The 17,732-nt window shown below is 72.8% G+C and carries 14 protein-coding genes; 3 read left to right on the plus strand and 11 right to left on the minus strand.

The genetic code is table 11. From position 1 onward, the window contains the following. Window positions 1–8: 8 nt before the first annotated feature. Window positions 9–2,390 carry a glycoside hydrolase family 3 N-terminal domain-containing protein gene (locus ACQP03_RS19315; RefSeq protein WP_433457805.1) on the minus strand — a complete coding sequence of 794 codons (2,382 nt, stop codon included), beginning with the start codon at window positions 2,388–2,390 and terminating at the stop codon, window positions 9–11. Between the two features lie 248 nt (window positions 2,391–2,638). On the opposite strand from ACQP03_RS19315, the gene ACQP03_RS19320 reads away from it, so the two are divergent. From ACQP03_RS19320 to ACQP03_RS19330, 3 genes are all read left to right on the plus strand, one after another. Next, on the plus strand, window positions 2,639–3,679 hold the full coding sequence (locus tag ACQP03_RS19320) for a LacI family DNA-binding transcriptional regulator (protein WP_357134652.1): 1,041 nt from the start codon (window positions 2,639–2,641) through the stop codon (window positions 3,677–3,679). Window positions 3,680–3,693: 14 nt separating this feature from the next. Then, entirely contained in the window at window positions 3,694–4,683 is a 990-nt protein-coding gene (locus ACQP03_RS19325; protein WP_357134654.1) for an acetylxylan esterase, read from the plus strand. A 131-nt stretch (window positions 4,684–4,814) separates the two neighbouring features. Continuing rightward, complete coding sequence (locus tag ACQP03_RS19330; RefSeq protein ID WP_433457808.1) at window positions 4,815–6,011, plus strand: cellulose binding domain-containing protein; 1,197 nt, start codon at window positions 4,815–4,817, stop codon at window positions 6,009–6,011. Window positions 6,012–6,246: 235 nt separating this feature from the next. On the opposite strand, the gene ACQP03_RS19335 is transcribed toward ACQP03_RS19330, so the two are convergent. The 10 genes from ACQP03_RS19335 to ACQP03_RS19380 form a co-directional block, all read right to left on the minus strand. Further along, window positions 6,247–6,813, minus strand: a complete 567-nt coding sequence (locus tag ACQP03_RS19335) for a hypothetical protein (RefSeq protein WP_357134655.1) — start codon at window positions 6,811–6,813, stop codon at window positions 6,247–6,249. 612 nt (window positions 6,814–7,425) lie between these two features. Continuing rightward, window positions 7,426–7,890 (minus strand): MaoC family dehydratase, encoded by a 465-nt coding sequence (locus ACQP03_RS19340; RefSeq protein WP_357134656.1) that lies wholly within the window; start codon window positions 7,888–7,890, stop codon window positions 7,426–7,428. A gap of 89 nt (window positions 7,891–7,979) precedes the next feature. Continuing rightward, the gene (locus ACQP03_RS19345) at window positions 7,980–10,748 is read right to left on the minus strand and encodes an AAA family ATPase (RefSeq protein ID WP_433457811.1); all 2,769 of its coding nucleotides are present in this window, start codon (window positions 10,746–10,748) and stop codon (window positions 7,980–7,982) included. A gap of 69 nt (window positions 10,749–10,817) precedes the next feature. Beyond that, the gene (locus ACQP03_RS19350) at window positions 10,818–11,429 is read right to left on the minus strand and encodes a TetR/AcrR family transcriptional regulator (protein ID WP_357134659.1); all 612 of its coding nucleotides are present in this window, start codon (window positions 11,427–11,429) and stop codon (window positions 10,818–10,820) included. Window positions 11,430–11,679: 250 nt separating this feature from the next. Then, window positions 11,680–12,966 carry an ABC transporter substrate-binding protein gene (locus ACQP03_RS19355; RefSeq protein WP_396832933.1) on the minus strand — a complete coding sequence of 429 codons (1,287 nt, stop codon included), beginning with the start codon at window positions 12,964–12,966 and terminating at the stop codon, window positions 11,680–11,682. An 84-nt stretch (window positions 12,967–13,050) separates the two neighbouring features. Continuing rightward, window positions 13,051–14,163, minus strand: coding sequence for a branched-chain amino acid ABC transporter permease (locus tag ACQP03_RS19360; protein WP_357392886.1), 1,113 nt, complete (start codon window positions 14,161–14,163; stop codon window positions 13,051–13,053). Next, a complete protein-coding gene (locus tag ACQP03_RS19365; protein WP_357392894.1) occupies window positions 14,160–15,038 on the minus strand; it encodes a branched-chain amino acid ABC transporter permease in 879 nt (292 codons plus the stop codon). The genes ACQP03_RS19360 and ACQP03_RS19365 overlap by 4 nt, the downstream gene beginning before the upstream one ends. Window positions 15,039–15,069: 31 nt before the next feature. After that, window positions 15,070–15,792 (minus strand): ABC transporter ATP-binding protein, encoded by a 723-nt coding sequence (locus ACQP03_RS19370; RefSeq protein WP_357134663.1) that lies wholly within the window; start codon window positions 15,790–15,792, stop codon window positions 15,070–15,072. Continuing rightward, complete coding sequence (locus ACQP03_RS19375; protein ID WP_357134665.1) at window positions 15,789–16,574, minus strand: ABC transporter ATP-binding protein; 786 nt, start codon at window positions 16,572–16,574, stop codon at window positions 15,789–15,791. Before ACQP03_RS19375 ends, ACQP03_RS19370 begins: the two co-directional genes overlap by 4 nt. Window positions 16,575–16,708: 134 nt before the next feature. Further along, on the minus strand, window positions 16,709–17,608 hold the full coding sequence (locus ACQP03_RS19380; protein ID WP_357134667.1) for an alpha/beta hydrolase family protein: 900 nt from the start codon (window positions 17,606–17,608) through the stop codon (window positions 16,709–16,711). Window positions 17,609–17,732: the final 124 nt, after the last annotated feature.

Raw genomic sequence — 17,732 nt, forward strand, 5'->3', positions numbered from 1 at the left:
CTCGCCTCCTATGCGGAGTGCGGAACGGCCACGAGCGGCTCGATCCGCACCGACGTGAGTAGGTCCCGCTCGTGCCCGACCTCGCGCTCGGCACCGGTGAGCCGCAGCGGCAGGGCGTCCTCGATCTCCGCGCTGGAGCGCCCGAACCGCAGCTCGACCGCGCCGGGCTCGACCACCCGCCGGCCGGACCGACCGGTGAACGACGTGACGTCGGCGGGTACGCCGAAGGTGACGTGCGCCCGCGCTCCGGGCTCCAGCGGCACCCGGGCGAAGCCGACCAGCCGGTGCACCGGCCGGGTGGTCTGCGCCACCGGGTCGTGCAGGTAGAGCTGCACCACCTCGGTGCCGGCCCGGTCACCGGTGTTCCCGACGGTGACGCGCACCTGGACCTCGCCGTCCACCGCCCAGGGGGTTGGTTCGTCCCGCGTCGCACCCACGACGGTCGCGTCGGACCACTCGAAGGTGGTGTAGCTCAGGCCGTGACCGAACGGGTACGCCGGGGTCGGGTCGATCGAGGACACCTTGTTGCGACGCCCGAGCGGCGGCGACAGGTAGGTGCCCGGCAGCCCACCCGCGTCACGGGGCACGCTGACCGGCAGCCGCCCGGACGGGTTCACCGCGCCGGTGAGCACCTCCGCGAGCGCCTGCCCGCCGAGTTGGCCGGGGAAGAACGCCTGCACCACGGCCGCCGCCGGGTCGAACTCCGGGCCGAGCGCGTACGGGCGACCGGTCAGCAGCACCAGCACCACCGGGGTACCGGTGGCGAGAACGGCCCGGACCAGGTCCGCCTGCACGCCGGGCAGCCGCAGGTCGGCGGCGTCGCAGCCCTCGCCGGAGGTGCCCCGGCCGAACATCCCCGCCCGGTCCCCGACGGCGAGCACGCACACGTCCGCGTTGGTCGCCGCGGTGACCGCCGCCGGGATGCCGGACGCGTCCTCGCCGGTGACGGCGCAGCCCGGCTCGTGGACCAGCAGCGGGACGCGGCGGGCCAGCTCGTCGCGCAACGTGCGGATCTCCACCCCGAGGCCGTGGTCGGGGTGGTTGACGCCGACGTGGTTGGGGAACGTGTAGCAGCCGAGCATCGCCATCGGGTCGTCGGCGAGCGGACCCACCAGGGCGACCCGGGTCGCGACGGGCAGCGGCAGCACGCCGGTGTTGCGCAGCAGCACGACGGACTCGCGGGCCAGGCGTACGGCGACGTCCCGGCTGGCCTCGTCGTCGAGGCGCAGGGCCGCGACGTCGTCGGGCAGGGCCCGCCAGTCCTCGTCGAGCAGGCCGATGTCGATCTTCTGGATGAGCACCCGGCGCACCGCCCGGTCGATCAGCGCCGCGTCGACCTCGCCGGCGTGCACCGCCTGGACCAGCGCGTCACCGAAAGCGTCCACGGTGGGCAGTTCCACGTCGATGCCGGCGCGCAGGGCGAGGCGGGCGGCGTCGACGGCATCAGCGGCGACACCGTGCAGGGTCTCGAGGAACCGTACGGCGAAGTAGTCGGCGACCACGATGCCGCTGAAGCCCCACTCGTCGCGCAGCAGCCCGGTCAGCAGGTGCTCGTCGGCGGCGGCGGGCATGCCGTCGATCTCGGCGTACGAGTTCATCACCGACCGTGCCCCGCCGAGCCGCAGCGCCATCTCGAACGGCGGCAGGATGTGGTCGGCCAGTTCGCGGCGGCCCATCGACACCGGGGCGAGGTTGCGTCCGCCCCGGGAGGCCGAGTAGCCGGCGAAGTGCTTCAGGGTGGCGACGAGGCCGGCGTTCTCCAGGCCCCGCACGTACGCCGCGCCGGTCGTTCCGACCAGGTACGGGTCCTCCCCGATCGTCTCCTCGGTGCGGCCCCAGCGGTAGTCGCGGGTGACGTCGAGGACGGGCGCGAGCCCCTGGTGTACGCCGGCGGCGCGCATCGACGCGCCGATCCGACCGGCCATCTCCTCGACCAGCTCGGGGTGGAACGAGGCGCCCCAGCCCAGTGGGGTCGGGTAGACGGTGGCCTTGAAGGCCGCGAACCCGGTCAGGCACTCCTCGTGCACCTGGGCCGGGATGCCGAACCGGCTGGCGGCCACGATCTGTTCCTGGGAGGCGGCGAGCGAACGGGCGCCGAGCACCGGGTCGACCGGCGCGGTGCCGAACGGGCGGGTGAGCTGACCCAGGCCGTACCGGATGATCGTGTCCCACGACGGGGTGTTGGCGACCATGTCGGACTGGTGCGGCGCGACGCCCTGGCCGGACGCGTCGGCGCCGACCCAGACCCCGAAGAGCTGGGCGACCTTCTCCTCGACGGACATCACCGCGAGCAGCGCCTCGGCCCGGTCGGCCGGCGACAGCCGGGTGTCGCGCCACGGTGCGGCGTCGCGCGACGCCGATTCGCTGTCGACGGGCTGCTGACTTCTCATGCCGAGACCCCTTAGCTCCGGCCACGAACCGCGCCGTCGTGGGACCGGTTGGTGGCGCGCGGTTCCACAATCCGAAACTTTCCGGAAACCAGAGCAACCTTTTCGGCAACCTAAGTCCGCCGCCTGGACCTGTCAAGAGTTTCGATGTGTCGTGGGATGCCTACCAGCGCGCTCAGCTGCATCGACGGGAATCGTCGGCTGATCGTGTTAGTGTCCTCCGAAACTTTCGGATGCGGTATGAGGCTGCGATGACAGAGCACCACCCGCTCGGCCCACCCGGCTCCACCACCACCATCGCGACGATCGCCCACGACGTCGGAGTGTCGGTCGCGACGGTCTCCAAGGTCCTCAATGGCCGCGAGGACGTCTCCCCCGGCACCAGAGCCCGGGTCGAGGCGAGTCTCGACCGCCACCAGTACCAGCGCCGCAGCCGGCGTTCATCCTCCGCCACCCGTCGGATCGACCTCGTCTTCCACGAGTTCGACACCGGTTGGGCGATGGAGGTGATGCGCGGGGTCGAGGCGGTGACGAGCGTCGCCGGGATCAGTCTCGCCGTATCCCAGCTCGGCGGCGCGCACCGCCCGGCGTCGCGATGGCTCGACACCCTGCTGGGTCAGCGTCCGCTGGGCGTGCTGTTCGTCCTCTGTCACCTCAGCGACGCGCAACAGCAGCTCCTGCGGCGTCAGGGCGTACCGTTCGTCGTGATCGACACCGACAGCGCGACCTCGGCGTCCGTGCCCACGGTCGGCTCGAACAACTTCAACGGCGGCCTGCTCGCCGCCCGGCACCTGATCGAGCTGGGACACCAGCGGATCGCGGTCATCTCCGGGCCGCCCGACATGCTCTGCAGCCGGGCCCGGGCGGCCGGCTTCCAGTCCGCGCACGACGAGGCCGGGTTGACCCTCGACCGCGAGCTGGTCCGCTTCGGCAGCTTCTCCGCCGGCACCGGGCACACCCACGGCCTCCAACTGCTGCAACGACCGGACCGACCCACCGCGATCTTCGCCGGTTCGGACATCCAGGCGATGGGGGTGCTCCGGGCCGCACGCCGGTGCGGCCTGCGCGTCCCCGAGGACCTTTCGGTGATCGGGTACGACAACCTGCCGCTCGCCACCTGGACGGACCCGCCCCTCACGACGATCAACCAGCCGCTGCGCGACATGGCCGGCATCGCCACCCAGATGCTGCTCGACCTGTCCGCCGGCACCGAGCCGGCGACCAGCCGGATCGACCTGGTGACCGAGCTGGTCGTCCGGGAGAGCACCGCGCCCCCCGCCCCACCCCGCTGACCCTGCGAGGACCCGTGCCCGACGCCGCTGTGCGCCTCGACGAGCTCGAGCGATACTCCCCCACCGTCACCGAGCCGGAGGACTTCGACCGGTTCTGGGGTGACACCCTCGCCGCTGCCGCCGCCCGGCCGGTACTCGTCGACGTCCGTCCCGAGCCCACCGACCTGCGCGTGCTCGACACCTGGGACGTCACGTTCGCCGGCTTCGACGGCGACGAGGTACGGGCCTGGTTCACCCGCCCGGCGGGCGTACCCGGACCGCTGCCCGCCGTGGTGGAGTACGCCGGCTACGGGCGCGGCCGTGGTCTGCCACACGAGCGGCTGGTCTGGCCGGCGGCCGGGTACGCGCACCTGTTGATGGACAACCGGGGCCAGTCCGGGCTGTACGCCGCCGGGGACACCGCCGACCGGCACGGCGCGCCCGGCGGGCCCTGGCCGGCGACCTGGGGAATCCTCGACCCGTACGACTACCACTACCGCCGTCTGATCACGGACGCCGTCCGGGCCGTCGAGGCGGTGCGCGCCCTGCCCGGAGTGGACGCGGGCCAGGTCGCCCTGCTCGGCAACAGCCAGGGCGGGGGCGTGGCGCTGGCCGTCGCCGGCCTGGTCGACGATCTCGCGGCGGCGCTGATCACCGCGCCGTTCCTCTGCGACGTCCAGCACGCCATCGAGCTCAGCGACGCCTCGCCGTACGGTGAGATCGCCCGGTACCTGGCGGTGCACCGGGAGGCCGAGGCCGCGGTCCGGCGCACGCTGTCCTACGTCGACGGGGTGACCTTCGCCCGGCGGGCCACCGCGCCGGCGCACTTCGGCATCGGTTTGCGCGACACCGTGTGCCCGCCGAGCACCGGCTTCGCGGCCTACAACCAGTACGGCGCCGCGACCGGCCGACCCGACGCGCCACGGCGGGAGATGCACGTGTACCCGTTCAACGGTCACGAGAGTGGCGAGGCCCTGCACGTCCGGCGGCAACTGCGCTGGCTCGCCGCGACGCTCGCGAGTTGACCGTACCCATGGTCGGCGGTCGATGCGTTGCCGGTGTTAGCGATAACAAGCTATGGTGCGTCCGGGCGGGGTGAAGGGCACATCCCGACGTCCGGGTTCCTGGTCGTCGTCCCATCACCCGAGGAAGCCCCATGAGCCCTGTGACCCTTGGTAAACCCGTACCCCCGACACCCGACAGGCCCGCGACGACCCCGAGGCCCCGCCGGGCCCGGCTGTGGTGGGCCGCGCTGGCCGCCGTCGCGGCCATGACCGCCGCCGTACCGGTGGCGACCGCGCCCGCGAGCGCCGAATCCAACGGCGGGGTACGCGTGATGCCCCTCGGCGACTCGATCACCGACGGCTTCAACGTCGCGGGTGGCTACCGGATCGAACTCTGGCAACGGTTCGCGTCCGGCGGCTACCGGATCGACTTCGTCGGCTCGATGTTCAACGGCCCGTCCAGCCTCGGTGACCACGACCACGAGGGCCACTCCGGTTGGACCATCGCGCAGATCGACGCCAACATCGTGAACTGGCTGCGCGCCACCAACCCGCGCACCGTGCTGCTGCACATCGGCACCAACGACATGTACGGCGACACCTCCGGAGCGCCCGGCCGGCTGGCCACCCTGGTCGACCGCATCACCAACACCGCGCCGAACGCGGACGTGTTCGTAGCGACGATCATCCCGAAGTCCGGCGCGGACAACGTGGTCCGGGGCTACAACGCGGCGATCCCGGGGATCGTGCAGACCCGGGCCGCGGCCGGTAAGCGCGTCCACCTGGTCGACATGTACCGCGCGCTGACGCTCAGCGACCTGGCCGACGGCGTGCACCCGAACGCCACGGGCTACCGCAAGATGGCCGTCGCCTGGTACGACGCCCTGCGCGCGGTTCCCGGCAGCATCGGCGGGGACACGCCGACCACCCCGCCGCCCACGACTCCCCCACCGACCACGCCGCCGCCGACCACGCCCCCGCCGACGACCCCGCCGCCGACCACTCCCCCGCCCACCACGCCGCCGCCGGCGGCGGGCTGCCGGGTCACGTACACGGTCAACGCCTGGAACAACGGGCTCACCGCGGCCGTCTCGGTGACCAACACGAGCAGCAGCGCGATAAACGGCTGGGCCCTAGGGTTCACGCTGCCGAGTGGACAGACCATCACCGGGGGCTGGAACGCGGACTACTCCCCGACCAGCGGCGCGGTGACCGCCCGCAACGTCTCCTACAACGGCACGATCGCCGCGAACACATCGGTCGACATCGGCTTCCAGGCCACCCACACCGGCAACGCCGGCAAGCCGACCGCCTTCACGCTCAACGGCACCGCCTGCACGGTCGCCTGACACACGCCCCGGACAAGGAACGCGGGGGCGGCGAGAAGAGCTTCTCGCCGCCCTCGCAAGCACGGGTGGCTCAGGGGCGCGGCTGGAGTCGGGTGGTCGGACCATTGGACGCCACCCCAGCATGCATACGGAGGCATGTGGTCGACGCGCCAGCGTCCGGATCTGCCGATGAGCGTGCACGGTCCCGCCCGTATCTCGGATCTCCGGTGACGGCCGAAGGTGCGGTGTGTGCCTGTCAGCTGGGTTGTGTGTCCCACCAGCGCGGCAGGTCGACGTCCGGCGCTTCCGGGTTGGTGAAGTGGAACGGCACGCCGGCATGTCGCGCGACAGCCTGGCCCTGCTCGATCGCCTGTTGTGCCTCCGGCCACGGCGGTACCTGCCCGGTGAACAGGCGGATGTCTCCGCCGTGTCGTAGCACCGTCAACGGCACCTCATCGAAGCGGTCGTGGTGTCGGCCCGGTCGGCTCACGATCGCCACCAGGACGACGAACCAGCCCTGTGTGTCGCCGTCCCAAAAGGCTTCGACGGCGAGGATTGGTGCGGCGATGGCGTCCGCCTTCTCGATCAGCTGCGCGGTCGTCGGTGGCGGTGGCTCGGGCTCGAGGAGACCCTGCCGGTCCAGTTCGGCGCGTCGCTCGATCAGAAGATCCTGCGCCTCGTACAGGCCGGGCGGCGGTTGCAGTCCGCCTTCCTGGCGCAGGAGGACGACCGCCTGGATCAGTCGACGCGTGCACAGCAAGTCGTCTAACTGCTTCAGTAACTGCGGGTCGATCGCGTTCCACCAGGCGTTGGGCGCAAGCATCTCGCCATTATCGTCGGGCGGCGTCAACGCCGACGGACAAGCCCTGATCCGGCATCCGGATCTGCCGCCGACCGTGCGCGCTGGTGCGGAGCGTCCGTCACCCCTGGTAGCTGTCGGAGGTCGTGCCTATTTGCAGCATGTGGCGGCGGCATCGGGTGGCCGGGGCCGTGGCGGCCGACGATCTGTCCGAGGTCGCGGCAGCTCTTGCCGCGGTGGGTGAGCTGGGCGAGTGCCCGCAGGGACAGGCCAGCCTGCTCACTAAGTTGCCGGAGGGTGGCGCCGAAGCGTGGGTCGACGTGGGCCGTCATGGCGGTGCTCCCAATAGCGGACGGCAATGGCGGCACCGCCGGCTACTACACCGCCGGGCCACCATGTCGAGGCTAGCGCCCTTGTGCCTGGCTTGGCATGCTCCGACGCGCACTAGGGGCGCCCCGGGCGCTGATCGTCCGCTGTGGCTGACCGCCGTGTCGATGTGCTGTTGAGCGTGATGCCACAGGGGCATCAAGATGACTCTGTGGCATCACGCTCAAGGAGGCATCCGCCCCTACCGAGGTGACCGGGGGTCACCGCCGGCCGCCGGCTGCCTGTTCGATACGACCGACGGCCGACCGCTCAGCGGGTCGCCGCACGGTAGAGGCGGCTCACCGTCTCGGCGACGCAGACGGGCTTGTCGCCACCATCGCTGTTGACCGTCACCGCCGTGACCAGCTGCACCCCACCGCTGACCGGCGACACCTCGGCGATGACCGCGCTGGCGCGTACGGCCGCGCCGACCCGCAGCGGCGCGGGAAAGCGCACCCGGTTCAGCCCGTAGTTGACGCCCATCGCGACGCCCTCGACGCGGTAGAGCTGGCCGGCCAGGGCCGGCACCAACGACAGCGTGAGAAAGCCGTGCGCGATCGGGGCGCCGAAGGGTCCGGCCGCCGCGCGTTCCGGGTCGATGTGGATCCACTGGTGGTCGTCGGTCGCGTCGGCGAACAGGTTCACGCGGTCCTGCTCGATCCGCTGCCAGGGGCCGGGGCCGAGGGTCTCGCCGACCGCGGCGGTCAGCTCGTCGACGGAGGTGAAGACGCGCATGCGGGTGTCCTTAGTGCTGGAGGGTGCCTGACGCACAAACTAGCGGTGATAGTTAACGCCGTCCAGACCCGATGACGCCGTGGCGGCGCTCAGCGTTCGGAGGCGAGACCGGCGTGCTGTTCGGTGGCGAACGCGCGGGCCAGCTCGGTGCGGGAGCGGATCCCGAGCCGGTGGAAGACGTTGCGCAGGTGGTGGTCGACCGTCCGGGTGGACAGGAACATCCGGGCGGCGATCTCCCGGTTGGTGGCACCCTCGGCGACGAGTCGGGCGATCCGGAGCTGTTGACCGGTCAGCAGTCGGGCCGCCGGCAGATCCGGCGGCCCGACCGACTCCCCGGCGGCGCGCAGCTCGGCCGTGGCCAGCTCGGCCCAGCGACCGACCCCGAGCAGGGTGAACGCCTCCCGGGCGCGGTGCAGGTGCTCCCGGGCGTCCCGTGGTCGCCGGCTGCGCCGCAGGTCCTGGCCGAAGAGCAGCTCGGTCCGGGCCCGTTCGAACACGCCGGCCTCCGTCGGGTGCAACCGCAGCGCCGTCCGGAACTCGCGCTCGGACTCGACGCCGCCCCGGGTCGCCAACAGCGCGTGGCACCGGGCCGACAGCGCCCGGCGCAGCGGGCTCGCGGTGCTGCTCGCCCACCTGTCGAAGGCGGCGAGGGCGGCGGTCGCCGCCGGCCGGTGCGGCAGGTGCGCGGCGGCCTCCACCAGGTACGGGGTGGCCATCACCTGGACGAGCACCTGGCCCCGACCGGTACCGAGCCGGGCCAGGGACGCGAGGCGGGTCGCCGCCTCGGCGTGCCGACCGTCGACGAGGTCCAGCACGGCCAGCGCCCAGCCGGCGAGCGCGTGCGGTCGGCTGCCCGGTGTCGACGTCGTACCAATCTCCCGGATCCGCCGCAGGCTGCTCTCGCGGTCGGCGCGTACGGCGGCCAGCACGGCGAGCATCCCCAGGTGGACGTCGGCGCAGTTGAACTGCCCGGTGGCCCGCGCCACCCGCAGCCCTTCGCGGGAGGTCTCGGCGGCCGTCTCGTGCCGGCCCAGCCAGTACTCGGCGACCGCCCGCAGCTCCAACGCGCGGGACAGCATGGACAGCTCGCCGTGCTCGCGCGCCAACCCGACGGCGCGTTCGGCGAGGCGGTGCGCGGCGCCGTCCACGGCCACCACCAGTCCGGCCGCCGCCGCGCAGGCGAGCGCGGTCGGGGTCAGCTCCGGCCCGGCGAGGCGGCCACCCAGCACGACGGCCCGCCGCAGCGCGGGCCCGGCTCGCTCGTGATCGCCGCGCAGCGTGGCCGCCACCCCGGTGACGAGGCATCCGGTCAACTCCACGGCCGGCGGGTCGTCACGCCGGCGGAGCGCGTCGGCACGCCGGCCGACCTCCGTGTACCGGTACTGGTCGCCGGCGAAGCAGACGGCCTCACCGGCGCGCGCGAGCCCCTGCATGGCTCGGGCGCGGTCGGCGGCGGCCACCGTCCGCGCGGCGGACAGCAGGGTGGCCGCCGCGCCGGGCGCGTCGTCGCAGCGCAGGTCGATCTCGCCGCGCAACAGCCCGGCCTCGCCCTCGACGAGCGGGTCCGCGCAGGTCGCGCGGAGACGGTCGAGCAGCAGGCGGGCCTGGCCGGGTTGTCCGCCGGCCCAGGCGTAGCGGGCAGCCGCGAGCAGGCGGGCGGCGGCGTCGTCGGGGCGGTCGCTGAGCGCGGCGGCCCGGCACAGCGCCGCCGACGCAACGGCCCAGCCGTTGCGCCCACCGGCCGCCGCCCGCTCCAACTCGGCGGCGAGGGCCGGATCGGCGCCCGCGGTCGCGTCGGCGAGGTGCATCGCCCGGCGTAACCGCTGGCCGAGCGGATCGAGTACGCCCGCGAGCAGCCGGTGTGCGGCCCGGCGCTGCGCGAGCGGGGCGGCGGCCGCCACCATCGCGCGGGCCAGGGGCTGGGCGAAGGTGACGCCTGCCGAATCGACGCGGACCAGCCCGGCGGCCTCGGCCGGGGCGAGCGCCTCGATGACCATGCCGGCGGCGTCGGCCGCGCGGACCAGGGTCGCCGCGTCGTCCGACTCGTCGAGCGCGGCGAGCAGCAGCATCCGACGCGTGTCCGGCGGCAGCCGGTCGAGACGGGCCCGGTAGGAGCGCCCCAGCGCGCCGTCGGCCGGCGGCGCGACCGGAAGCGGTTCCTCCCCGCGCCACTGCGCCGGGGTGAGTACGTCGGCGAGGTCCACGAGCGCCTGCGGGTTGCCGCCGCCGACCTCGGCGAGCATGGCGGCGACCGGAGCGGCGGGCCGCTCGGACAGTCGGTCGGTGAGGACGGCGATGCAGTCCCGCTCGTTCAGCGGGGCCAGTCGGTGGGTCACGAGTCCGTCGACGGTGGCGGTGGCGTCCGCGGTGAGCAGGACGACGACCGGCAGCTGCCGCAGCCGGCGGGCAACGACCGCGAGCACCTGCGTGGTCTGCGGGTCGCCCCGGTCCACGTCGTCCATGGTGGCGAGCAGCGGACGCTCCCGGGCGGTCGCGGCGAGCAGCCCGAGGACGGCCACCGACAGGGCCAGCCGGCGCTCGGGTGGGCAGCCCTCCCCGTCCATGACCCGGTACAGCAGGCGGCGGCGCTCCTCGGGCAGGGCGGTCGCGCGGTCGCGCACCGGGTCGAGCAGGCGTTGCAGGCCGGCGTACGGCAGCATCGCCTCCTCTGGCAGCCCGGTCGCGGCCAGGACCGCGCAGTCCTTCGCGTACCGGTGCGCGTAGGAGATCAGCGCGGTCCGACCCGACCCCGGCTCGCCGTGCAGCAGCAGAGCGCCGCCACCGTCGGTGACGTCATCCAGCAGGCTCCGGACGGCCGCGCACTGGTCGTCCCGGCCGCGCAGCACAGTTATTTGCACTCGTGATGCAGCAACCATGCGTCTCAGTGTCACTCATCCGGAAGCGGATGGAAAGAGGACAGGCCGGGATCAGTCGGCCGCGACCTCGGCCAACAGCGCGCCCACCGTCCGGGTCATCACCGCGCGGGCCGCGTCCACCCCCAGACCGAGGCCGTAGCGCAACATCGACCAGGCCGGCCACATGCTCGCCGCCACCACCGCGTTGAGCAGTTGGCCGCGCTCGCGCCCGGCGCGCGCCAACTCGGCGGCGAAGAGCTGCTCGACCTCGTCGCGGACCCGGTCGACGTGCTTGACGCGGTTGCGGCGCAACTGCTCGGAGACCGGCTCGCGCATCTGCGCGGCCCGTGCCGACGGCGCGATGAGCTGGAGCAGTCGCGCCCGCTGCCGGCAGTACGCGTCGACCCGCTTGGCCAGCGGCAATGTCGTCGAGATCGGCCGGTAGGCGGCGTCCTGCTGCCGCAGCACCTCCGCGCCACTGGCCTCGAAGAGCGTCTCCATGTCCTTGAAGTTGGTCCAGAGCGTCCGCAGCGAGATGCCGGCCCGTTCGGCGATGCGCTCGCCGGTGGGCCGCAGGTCACCCTCGGTGATGAGCGCCAGGTGCGCCTCGACGATGGCCGCCCGGGTGCGTTCGGCACGGGCCGTCCGTCCGTCGACCCGCGCCGGCGTCTCGACCCTGTTCATCCGCCCCCGCCCTCTCACCGCCACGGTGTCGTCCGGCTCTGCGACGAGTCTAGACAGGCGATGATCGGGACACTGCGCGTACGCGTGGGCGGCGTCATCCGGGCCGGCCGGATTGCATTCACGGTGCAAATAGTATGAGAGCTGTTCGGTATCGGTCAACGCCCGCCAGCGGTGACCGCCGCGCACCCCCGCGCAGGGTCGTACGGCCCGGACGTGGTCACCCCCGGGCCGTACGACCAGATGCCGCGGGTCAGGAGGCGGTCGGCACCCCGTTCGCGGGCGGCGCGACCGGCGCGGCCGTGTACTCCTTGACCGGCCCGTCGCGCTCGTCGGTCTCGTAGGTGGGCCCGAAGTAGCTCTGGACTCCCCCGCTCACCCGGCTCAACCGCTGCCCGCCGTAGCCGGAGTGGTCGTCGGCGGCGAAGCGCAACGGCGCGAGACCGGGCCCCTGGAAGCCACCCTTCTCGACCGCGTCGACGACCTTCTCACGGGTGACGTCCTTGCCGGCGGCGAGCAGCACCTGCACGAACAGGTAGCCGACGGACATGCCGTAGACGGTGTTGCCGTCGAACGGCGCGTCCCCGTTGTGCGACTTGTTGATCTTCGTGAAGAGCTGGATCCACGGGTTCGCGGTGTCGTTCTGCATCGGCAGGTAGTTGGTGCCGACCATGCCCTCCAACAGCGGCGCGGCCGCGCCGAGCTGCTTGGCCAGGGTCGGCTGGTCGGCGCCGACGTTGGACACCAGCCACTGTGGCTTGAAGCCCAACCGCGCGGCGGTGCCGATGGACAGCGCGGTGAAGCCGGGCACGGTCGCCAGCACGACGACCTGACAGCCGGCCGCCTTGAACGCGCCGATCTGCGGGGCGACGTTGGTGTTGCTGGTGACGTACGTCTGCTTGACCGCTACCGCCTGAGCGCCGAGGACCTTCTCCACGCCGGCCAGGCTGTCGCGGCCGAAGTCGTCGTCCTGACCGAGGAAGCAGACCTTCTGGCCGGCCAGGTTCGACTTCGCGTAGTTGGCGAGGATCTTGCCCTCGACGGTGTAGTCCGGGTTGAAGCCGAACGTGCCGGGATAGGTGTCGGGCTGGTCCCAGCTCCGGCTGCCGGAGGCGACGAAGAGGTCCGGCACCCGGTTGCTCTTGAGGAAGTCGAGCACGCCGCTGTGGGTCGGCGTGCCGAGGCCGTTGAGGATGGCGAAGACCTTGTCCTGCAACACGAGCTGGCGTACCACCTGCTGGGTGTTCGCGGGGTTGTAGCCGTCGTCCATGACCTTGTAGGTGATCTTCCGGCCGTGCACGCCGCCGTTGGCGTTGACGTAGTCGAAGTACGCCTTCGTCGCCGGCGCGATCTTGGAGTAGCCGGCCGAGGCCGGCCCGGTGAGCGGCATGTGGGTGCCGACGACGATCTCGGTGTCGGTGACCCCCGGCACCAACCTCCCGCCGGAGGCGGGACCGTCGTCGCCGCCACAGCCAGCGGCGGCGATGAGCAGAACGATGGAGCTGGCGATCGCGAGACCGCGTCGCGCCGTAGGGTGCATGGGAGACACCGACCTTTCTCGGTCCGGTTGGGTGGGAGCGGTGTGGTGGGTGGAGCGCCCGGCGGAGGCCGGGCCGGGGACAGCTCAGGAACGTCGCGCCGGCCAGCGGGCCAGCAGCGCCCGACCGAGGCGGGCCAGCAGACCCTGCACGCCGCCGGGCGCGGCGATCATCACGACGATCAACGTGATGCCGAAGATCGCCAGCGGAAGGTTGCCCTCCAGTCGCTGCGCCACCGCTGGCGAGAGGGTGAGCAGCTCGGTCACGGAATGGGTGAGATCGGGCAGGGCGACCAGCAGCACGGCCCCCCAGAGCGCGCCGGCGAGGCGACCGAGACCGCCGATGACCACGGCCATCAGCAGGAACAGCGACAGCGTCAGCGAGAACGCCCCAGGTGACACGCTCTGCGCCAGCACCGCGAGCAGGCCACCGCCGAGCCCCGCGGTCGCGGCGCTGACCACGAACGCGAGAACCTGGGTACGGGCCACGTGGATGCCCGCCAGTCGGGCCGCCACCTCGTCGTCGCGAACGGCCCGGAAGGTCCGCCCGTACCGGCTGCGGACCAGGTTCGCCAGCAGCAGCAGCGCCAGCAGCGTGGCGGCGCCGCAGACCCAGAGCTGCCACCGCTCGTACGGGAAGTACGGGCCGAGCGCCAGCGGCGGCGGCTCCACCGGCACCGACAGCCCCTGCTCACCGCCCAGGACGCCGTCGAAGGTGACGGCCAACGCCGGCACGACGACGGCCACGGCGAGCGTCACCCCGGCCAGGTAGGGGCCGCGCAGCCGGGCCGCCGCCACACCGACCACCGCGCCGACCACGACCGTGCCCAGCACCGCCGCGAGCAGCGACAGCGCCAACAACCAGCCGCCGGTCCACCCCCGGTCCAGGAACGCGTTCTGGCACAGCGCCACCGTGTACGCCCCGGTCGCCATCAACGCCCCGTGCCCCAACGACAGCTGCCCGTTGAGCCCGGTGAGGACGGTCAACCCGGCGGTGGCGCAGAGGTACGCCGCGATCGTGGCGAGCTGGAAGTTGCGGAACGGCTCGGCGGCGTAGCTGACCGCCACCAGCAGCGCCCCCACGGCGAGCGCCACGGCCAGGTGCCGCAGCAGGGTGGAGCCCCGTCGCGGCTCGGGCGGACGGTCACCTGCGTCGGCCGGCCGGCGCTTCGGCGGCAGGACCGCCCGGGTCGCGCTCACACCCGCCTCGCCGCGACCGGGGCGAACAGCCCGCCGGGCCGCACCAGCAGCACCGCCAGCAGCAGGACGAGCACCGCCAGCGGGGTGAGGTCGCTGCCGGCGTACCCGCTCACGTAGGAGAGCAGCAGCCCCACCGCGAGGCCGCCGACGACCGCCCCCGGTGGACTGTCCAGCCCACCCACCACCGCCGCGGTGAACGCCGAGACGAACACCAGGTCCATGGCGTGCGGGTGCAGGCCCAGCTCGGTGGGGATGACCAGCATCGCGGCGAGCGCGCCCACGCCCGAGGCCAACGCCCAGCCGAGCGTCAACATGCCGCCGACGTTCACCCCGAGCAGTCGGGAGACCTCCGGCGCGAACGCCGCCGCGCGCATCCGCAACCCGATCGAGGTACGGGCGAACATCCAGCCCAGCCCGCTGACCACCACGGCGATCGTGGCGAAGACGAACAGGTCGTACGGCGACAGCACGGCGATCCCGCCGACGGTGAGGGCGGACCGGCTGAACGGGACCTCGGCGGGGCGGAACTCGTTGCCGTACACCATGCCCAGCACCGCCTGGATCAGCAGCACCAGACCGAGCGCGACGATGACCGGGTTGAGCGGTGACGCGTGGTCCACGTGCCGCATCACGACCCGGTCCACCAGCGCGCCGAGCAGCAGGCCGGCGACGATCGCGACGACGAAGCCGAGCCAGTAGACGCCCGTCGCGGCGGACACCGAGTACGCGACGTACGCGGCGGCGACGGCCATCGCGCCCTGGGCGAAGTTCACGACCCGCGCGGCCCGCCAGATGAGCACCAGCGCGAGCGCGAACGCGGCGTACACCGCGCCCCGGGACAGACCGTCGACGGTGAGGAAGACGAAGCGGTCCAACTGTTCTCCCTCCAGGGACATCCGGTGTTGGTCAGAAACCGAGGTACGCGTGGCGCAGGTCGACGTCGTCGCGCAGCGTCGCCGCCGGGGCGGCGATCACCACCTGGCCGAGGGACATCACGACGCCCTGGTCGGCGACGGCGAGCGCGCTGCGCACGTTCTGCTCGACCAGCAGCACGGTCAGGCCGGTCCGGTCGCGCAACTGGCGCAGCAGGGCCATGATCCGGGCGACCACCCGGGGCGCCAGGCCCAGCGACGGCTCGTCCAGCAGCAGCAGACGCGGCCGCCCGACCAGCGCCCGGCCGAGCGCGAGCATCTGCCGTTCGCCTCCGGAGAGCTGGTGGCCGAGGTGACGACGACGCCGCGCGAGGGGCTCGAACAGCTCGTAGACCTCGTCGAGGGCGCGGCCGGCGTCCGCCCGGTCGCGTCGCCACAGCCCACCGAGCCGCAGGTTCTCATCGACCGTCAGCTCGCCGATCACGCCCCGACCCTCCGGGACGTGCGCCATCCCGCGCCGTACGAGCTGTTCCACCGGCGTACCCCGCAGGTCCTCCCCGGCGAGGACGACCTGGCCGGCGGCCGGCCGGATCATCCCGGAGAGCGCCCGCAGCAGCGTCGTCTTGCCGGCGCCGTTGGCGCCGACGACGGCGGCGATGGTGCCGGCCGGCACGGTGAGGTCGACGGCCCGCAGCACCGGCGCGGCCCCGTAACCGGCCACCAGCCCCCGGACCACGAGCAGATCCGGCGCGCTCATGGTGTGGGCTCCTCGACGAGGGCCCCGAGGTAGGCGTCGGTGACCGCCGTGTCGTCGCGGATCTCGTCCGGCGGCCCGGTGGCGATCACCCGGCCGAAGTCGAGGACCACGATCTCGTCGCAGACGTTCATCACCAGGTCCATGTGGTGCTCGACGAGCAGCACCGCGCACGGGTCGACGTCCCGCCGGGGCAGCCGCCGGATCAGGTCCGCCAGCTCGGCGATGTCGTCCGCGCCGAGGCCGCCGGCGGGTTCGTCGAGCAGCAGCAGCCGCGGTCGCGCGGCGAGCGCGCGGGCCAGGGCGACCCGCTGGCGTACGGCGAAAGGAAGCGTGCCCGGCGCGGCCTCGGCGTGCTCGGCGATGCCCAGCTCGTCGAGGACGTCCAGGGCGTGTCGGCGCAGCCGGCGCTCGTCGCGGTCGCTGCGGGGCAACCCGAACAGCGCCGCCGCGAAACCCGCACGGGCGGTGTGGGATGCGCCGGCCATCACGTTCTCCACCACACTGAGCCCCGCGAAGAGCCCGGTCCCCTGGAGGGTTCGGGCGATGCCGAGGCGGGTCAGCCGGTGGGGTTGGGGGCGCAGCGGTCGACCGTCGAGGGTGAGCGAACCCGTCTGCGGTGTGACGAAGCCGCAGACCACGTTGAACAGGGTGGTCTTGCCGGCGCCGTTGGGCCCGATCACGCCGACCACCCGGGAGGGTGGCACCCGGAGCGAGACGTGGTCGAGGGCGGTGAGGCCGCCGAAACGGACGCCGATGTCGTGCAGTTCGAGGCCGCGCTCCATGCACCCATCCCTTTGCCGTGGCGGGTGTTATTTACACTCGCAGTGTACGTTTCTCGGTGATCGCGTCAAGACCCCTCGATACGCCCGAACGGCCGGGACGGCCGCCGTGGGGCGACCGTCCCGGAGGCGCGCGCTCAGGCGCTCGGGCAGGTGTTGCGGTACTCCTCGATCTGCGACCCGGTGGGGCCAGGGCAGAGGAACTGCTCGTAGCGGGTGTCGTCGTCGACGAACCGCTTGAGCCAGGCCACCATCTGCCGCGCCGTCGGGGTGTTGACCGTCTGCGGGAAGAAGTGGCTGGCCCCGTTCAACTCCAGGTAGGCCTTCTCGGCCGAGGACGGAATGCTGTTGTAGAACGGGACCGAGTGCGTGGCGACCGGCGCGACGGTGTCGCTCTCGCCACCGATGATCAGCGTCGGCACGCGCAGCTCGGACCAGCTCTTGTCCGTGTTCCAGGGCGCGAGGGGCACCGCGGCCTGCAACGACGGTCGGGACGAGGCCGCCTCCAGGCTGCCTCCGCCGCCCATCGAGTGGCCGGCCACCGCGAGCCGGCTGCTGTCGATCCGGCTCCGCACCGAGCTGCGCTGGGTGAGGTAGTCCAGCGCGGCGAGCAACTGCCGGCCCCGGCTGTCCGGCTGGTCGAGCCGGGTGTTGGTCTCGATGCCGATCACCACGAAGCCGTGCGAGGCGATCCGTGGGCCGAGCCAGCTGATGCTGGACCAGGCGGCGGTGTAGCCGGGTGAGATGGCGACGGCGCCGAAGGTGCCCTCGCTGGTGCTGGTCGGGTAGTAGATGACCCCGCCGCCGAAGCCGGTGACGCTCAGCGCGGACACGCTCTGCGACGCGGTGGCGAAGGGGCCACGGCTGGCCTCCAGGATCGCGGTGGTCGGGTCGGGACCCCGGTCGTAGGGGCCGGCCGCCTGTGCGGCACCCGTCGGTCCGACGAGGACACCGGCGACGAGCAGGGTGGCGGCCAGCGCGAGCCGGGCGGCTCGGGCGGGCAGGGAACGGGGACGGGTGGTGGTTGGTGACGACACGTCGGGCACTCCCTAGAGTCGAGGAATATCGACGTTCGTCAGTGTCATTTGCCCGGGTCGGGCGGCGCATCGGTGAAATCACCAGTCCCGGATTTATCGTGCGTTTCGCCCCTCAAGGCAGGGG

Source organism: Micromonospora sp. CA-248212 (genome assembly GCF_050948405.1).
GTDB lineage: Bacteria > Actinomycetota > Actinomycetes > Mycobacteriales > Micromonosporaceae > Micromonospora.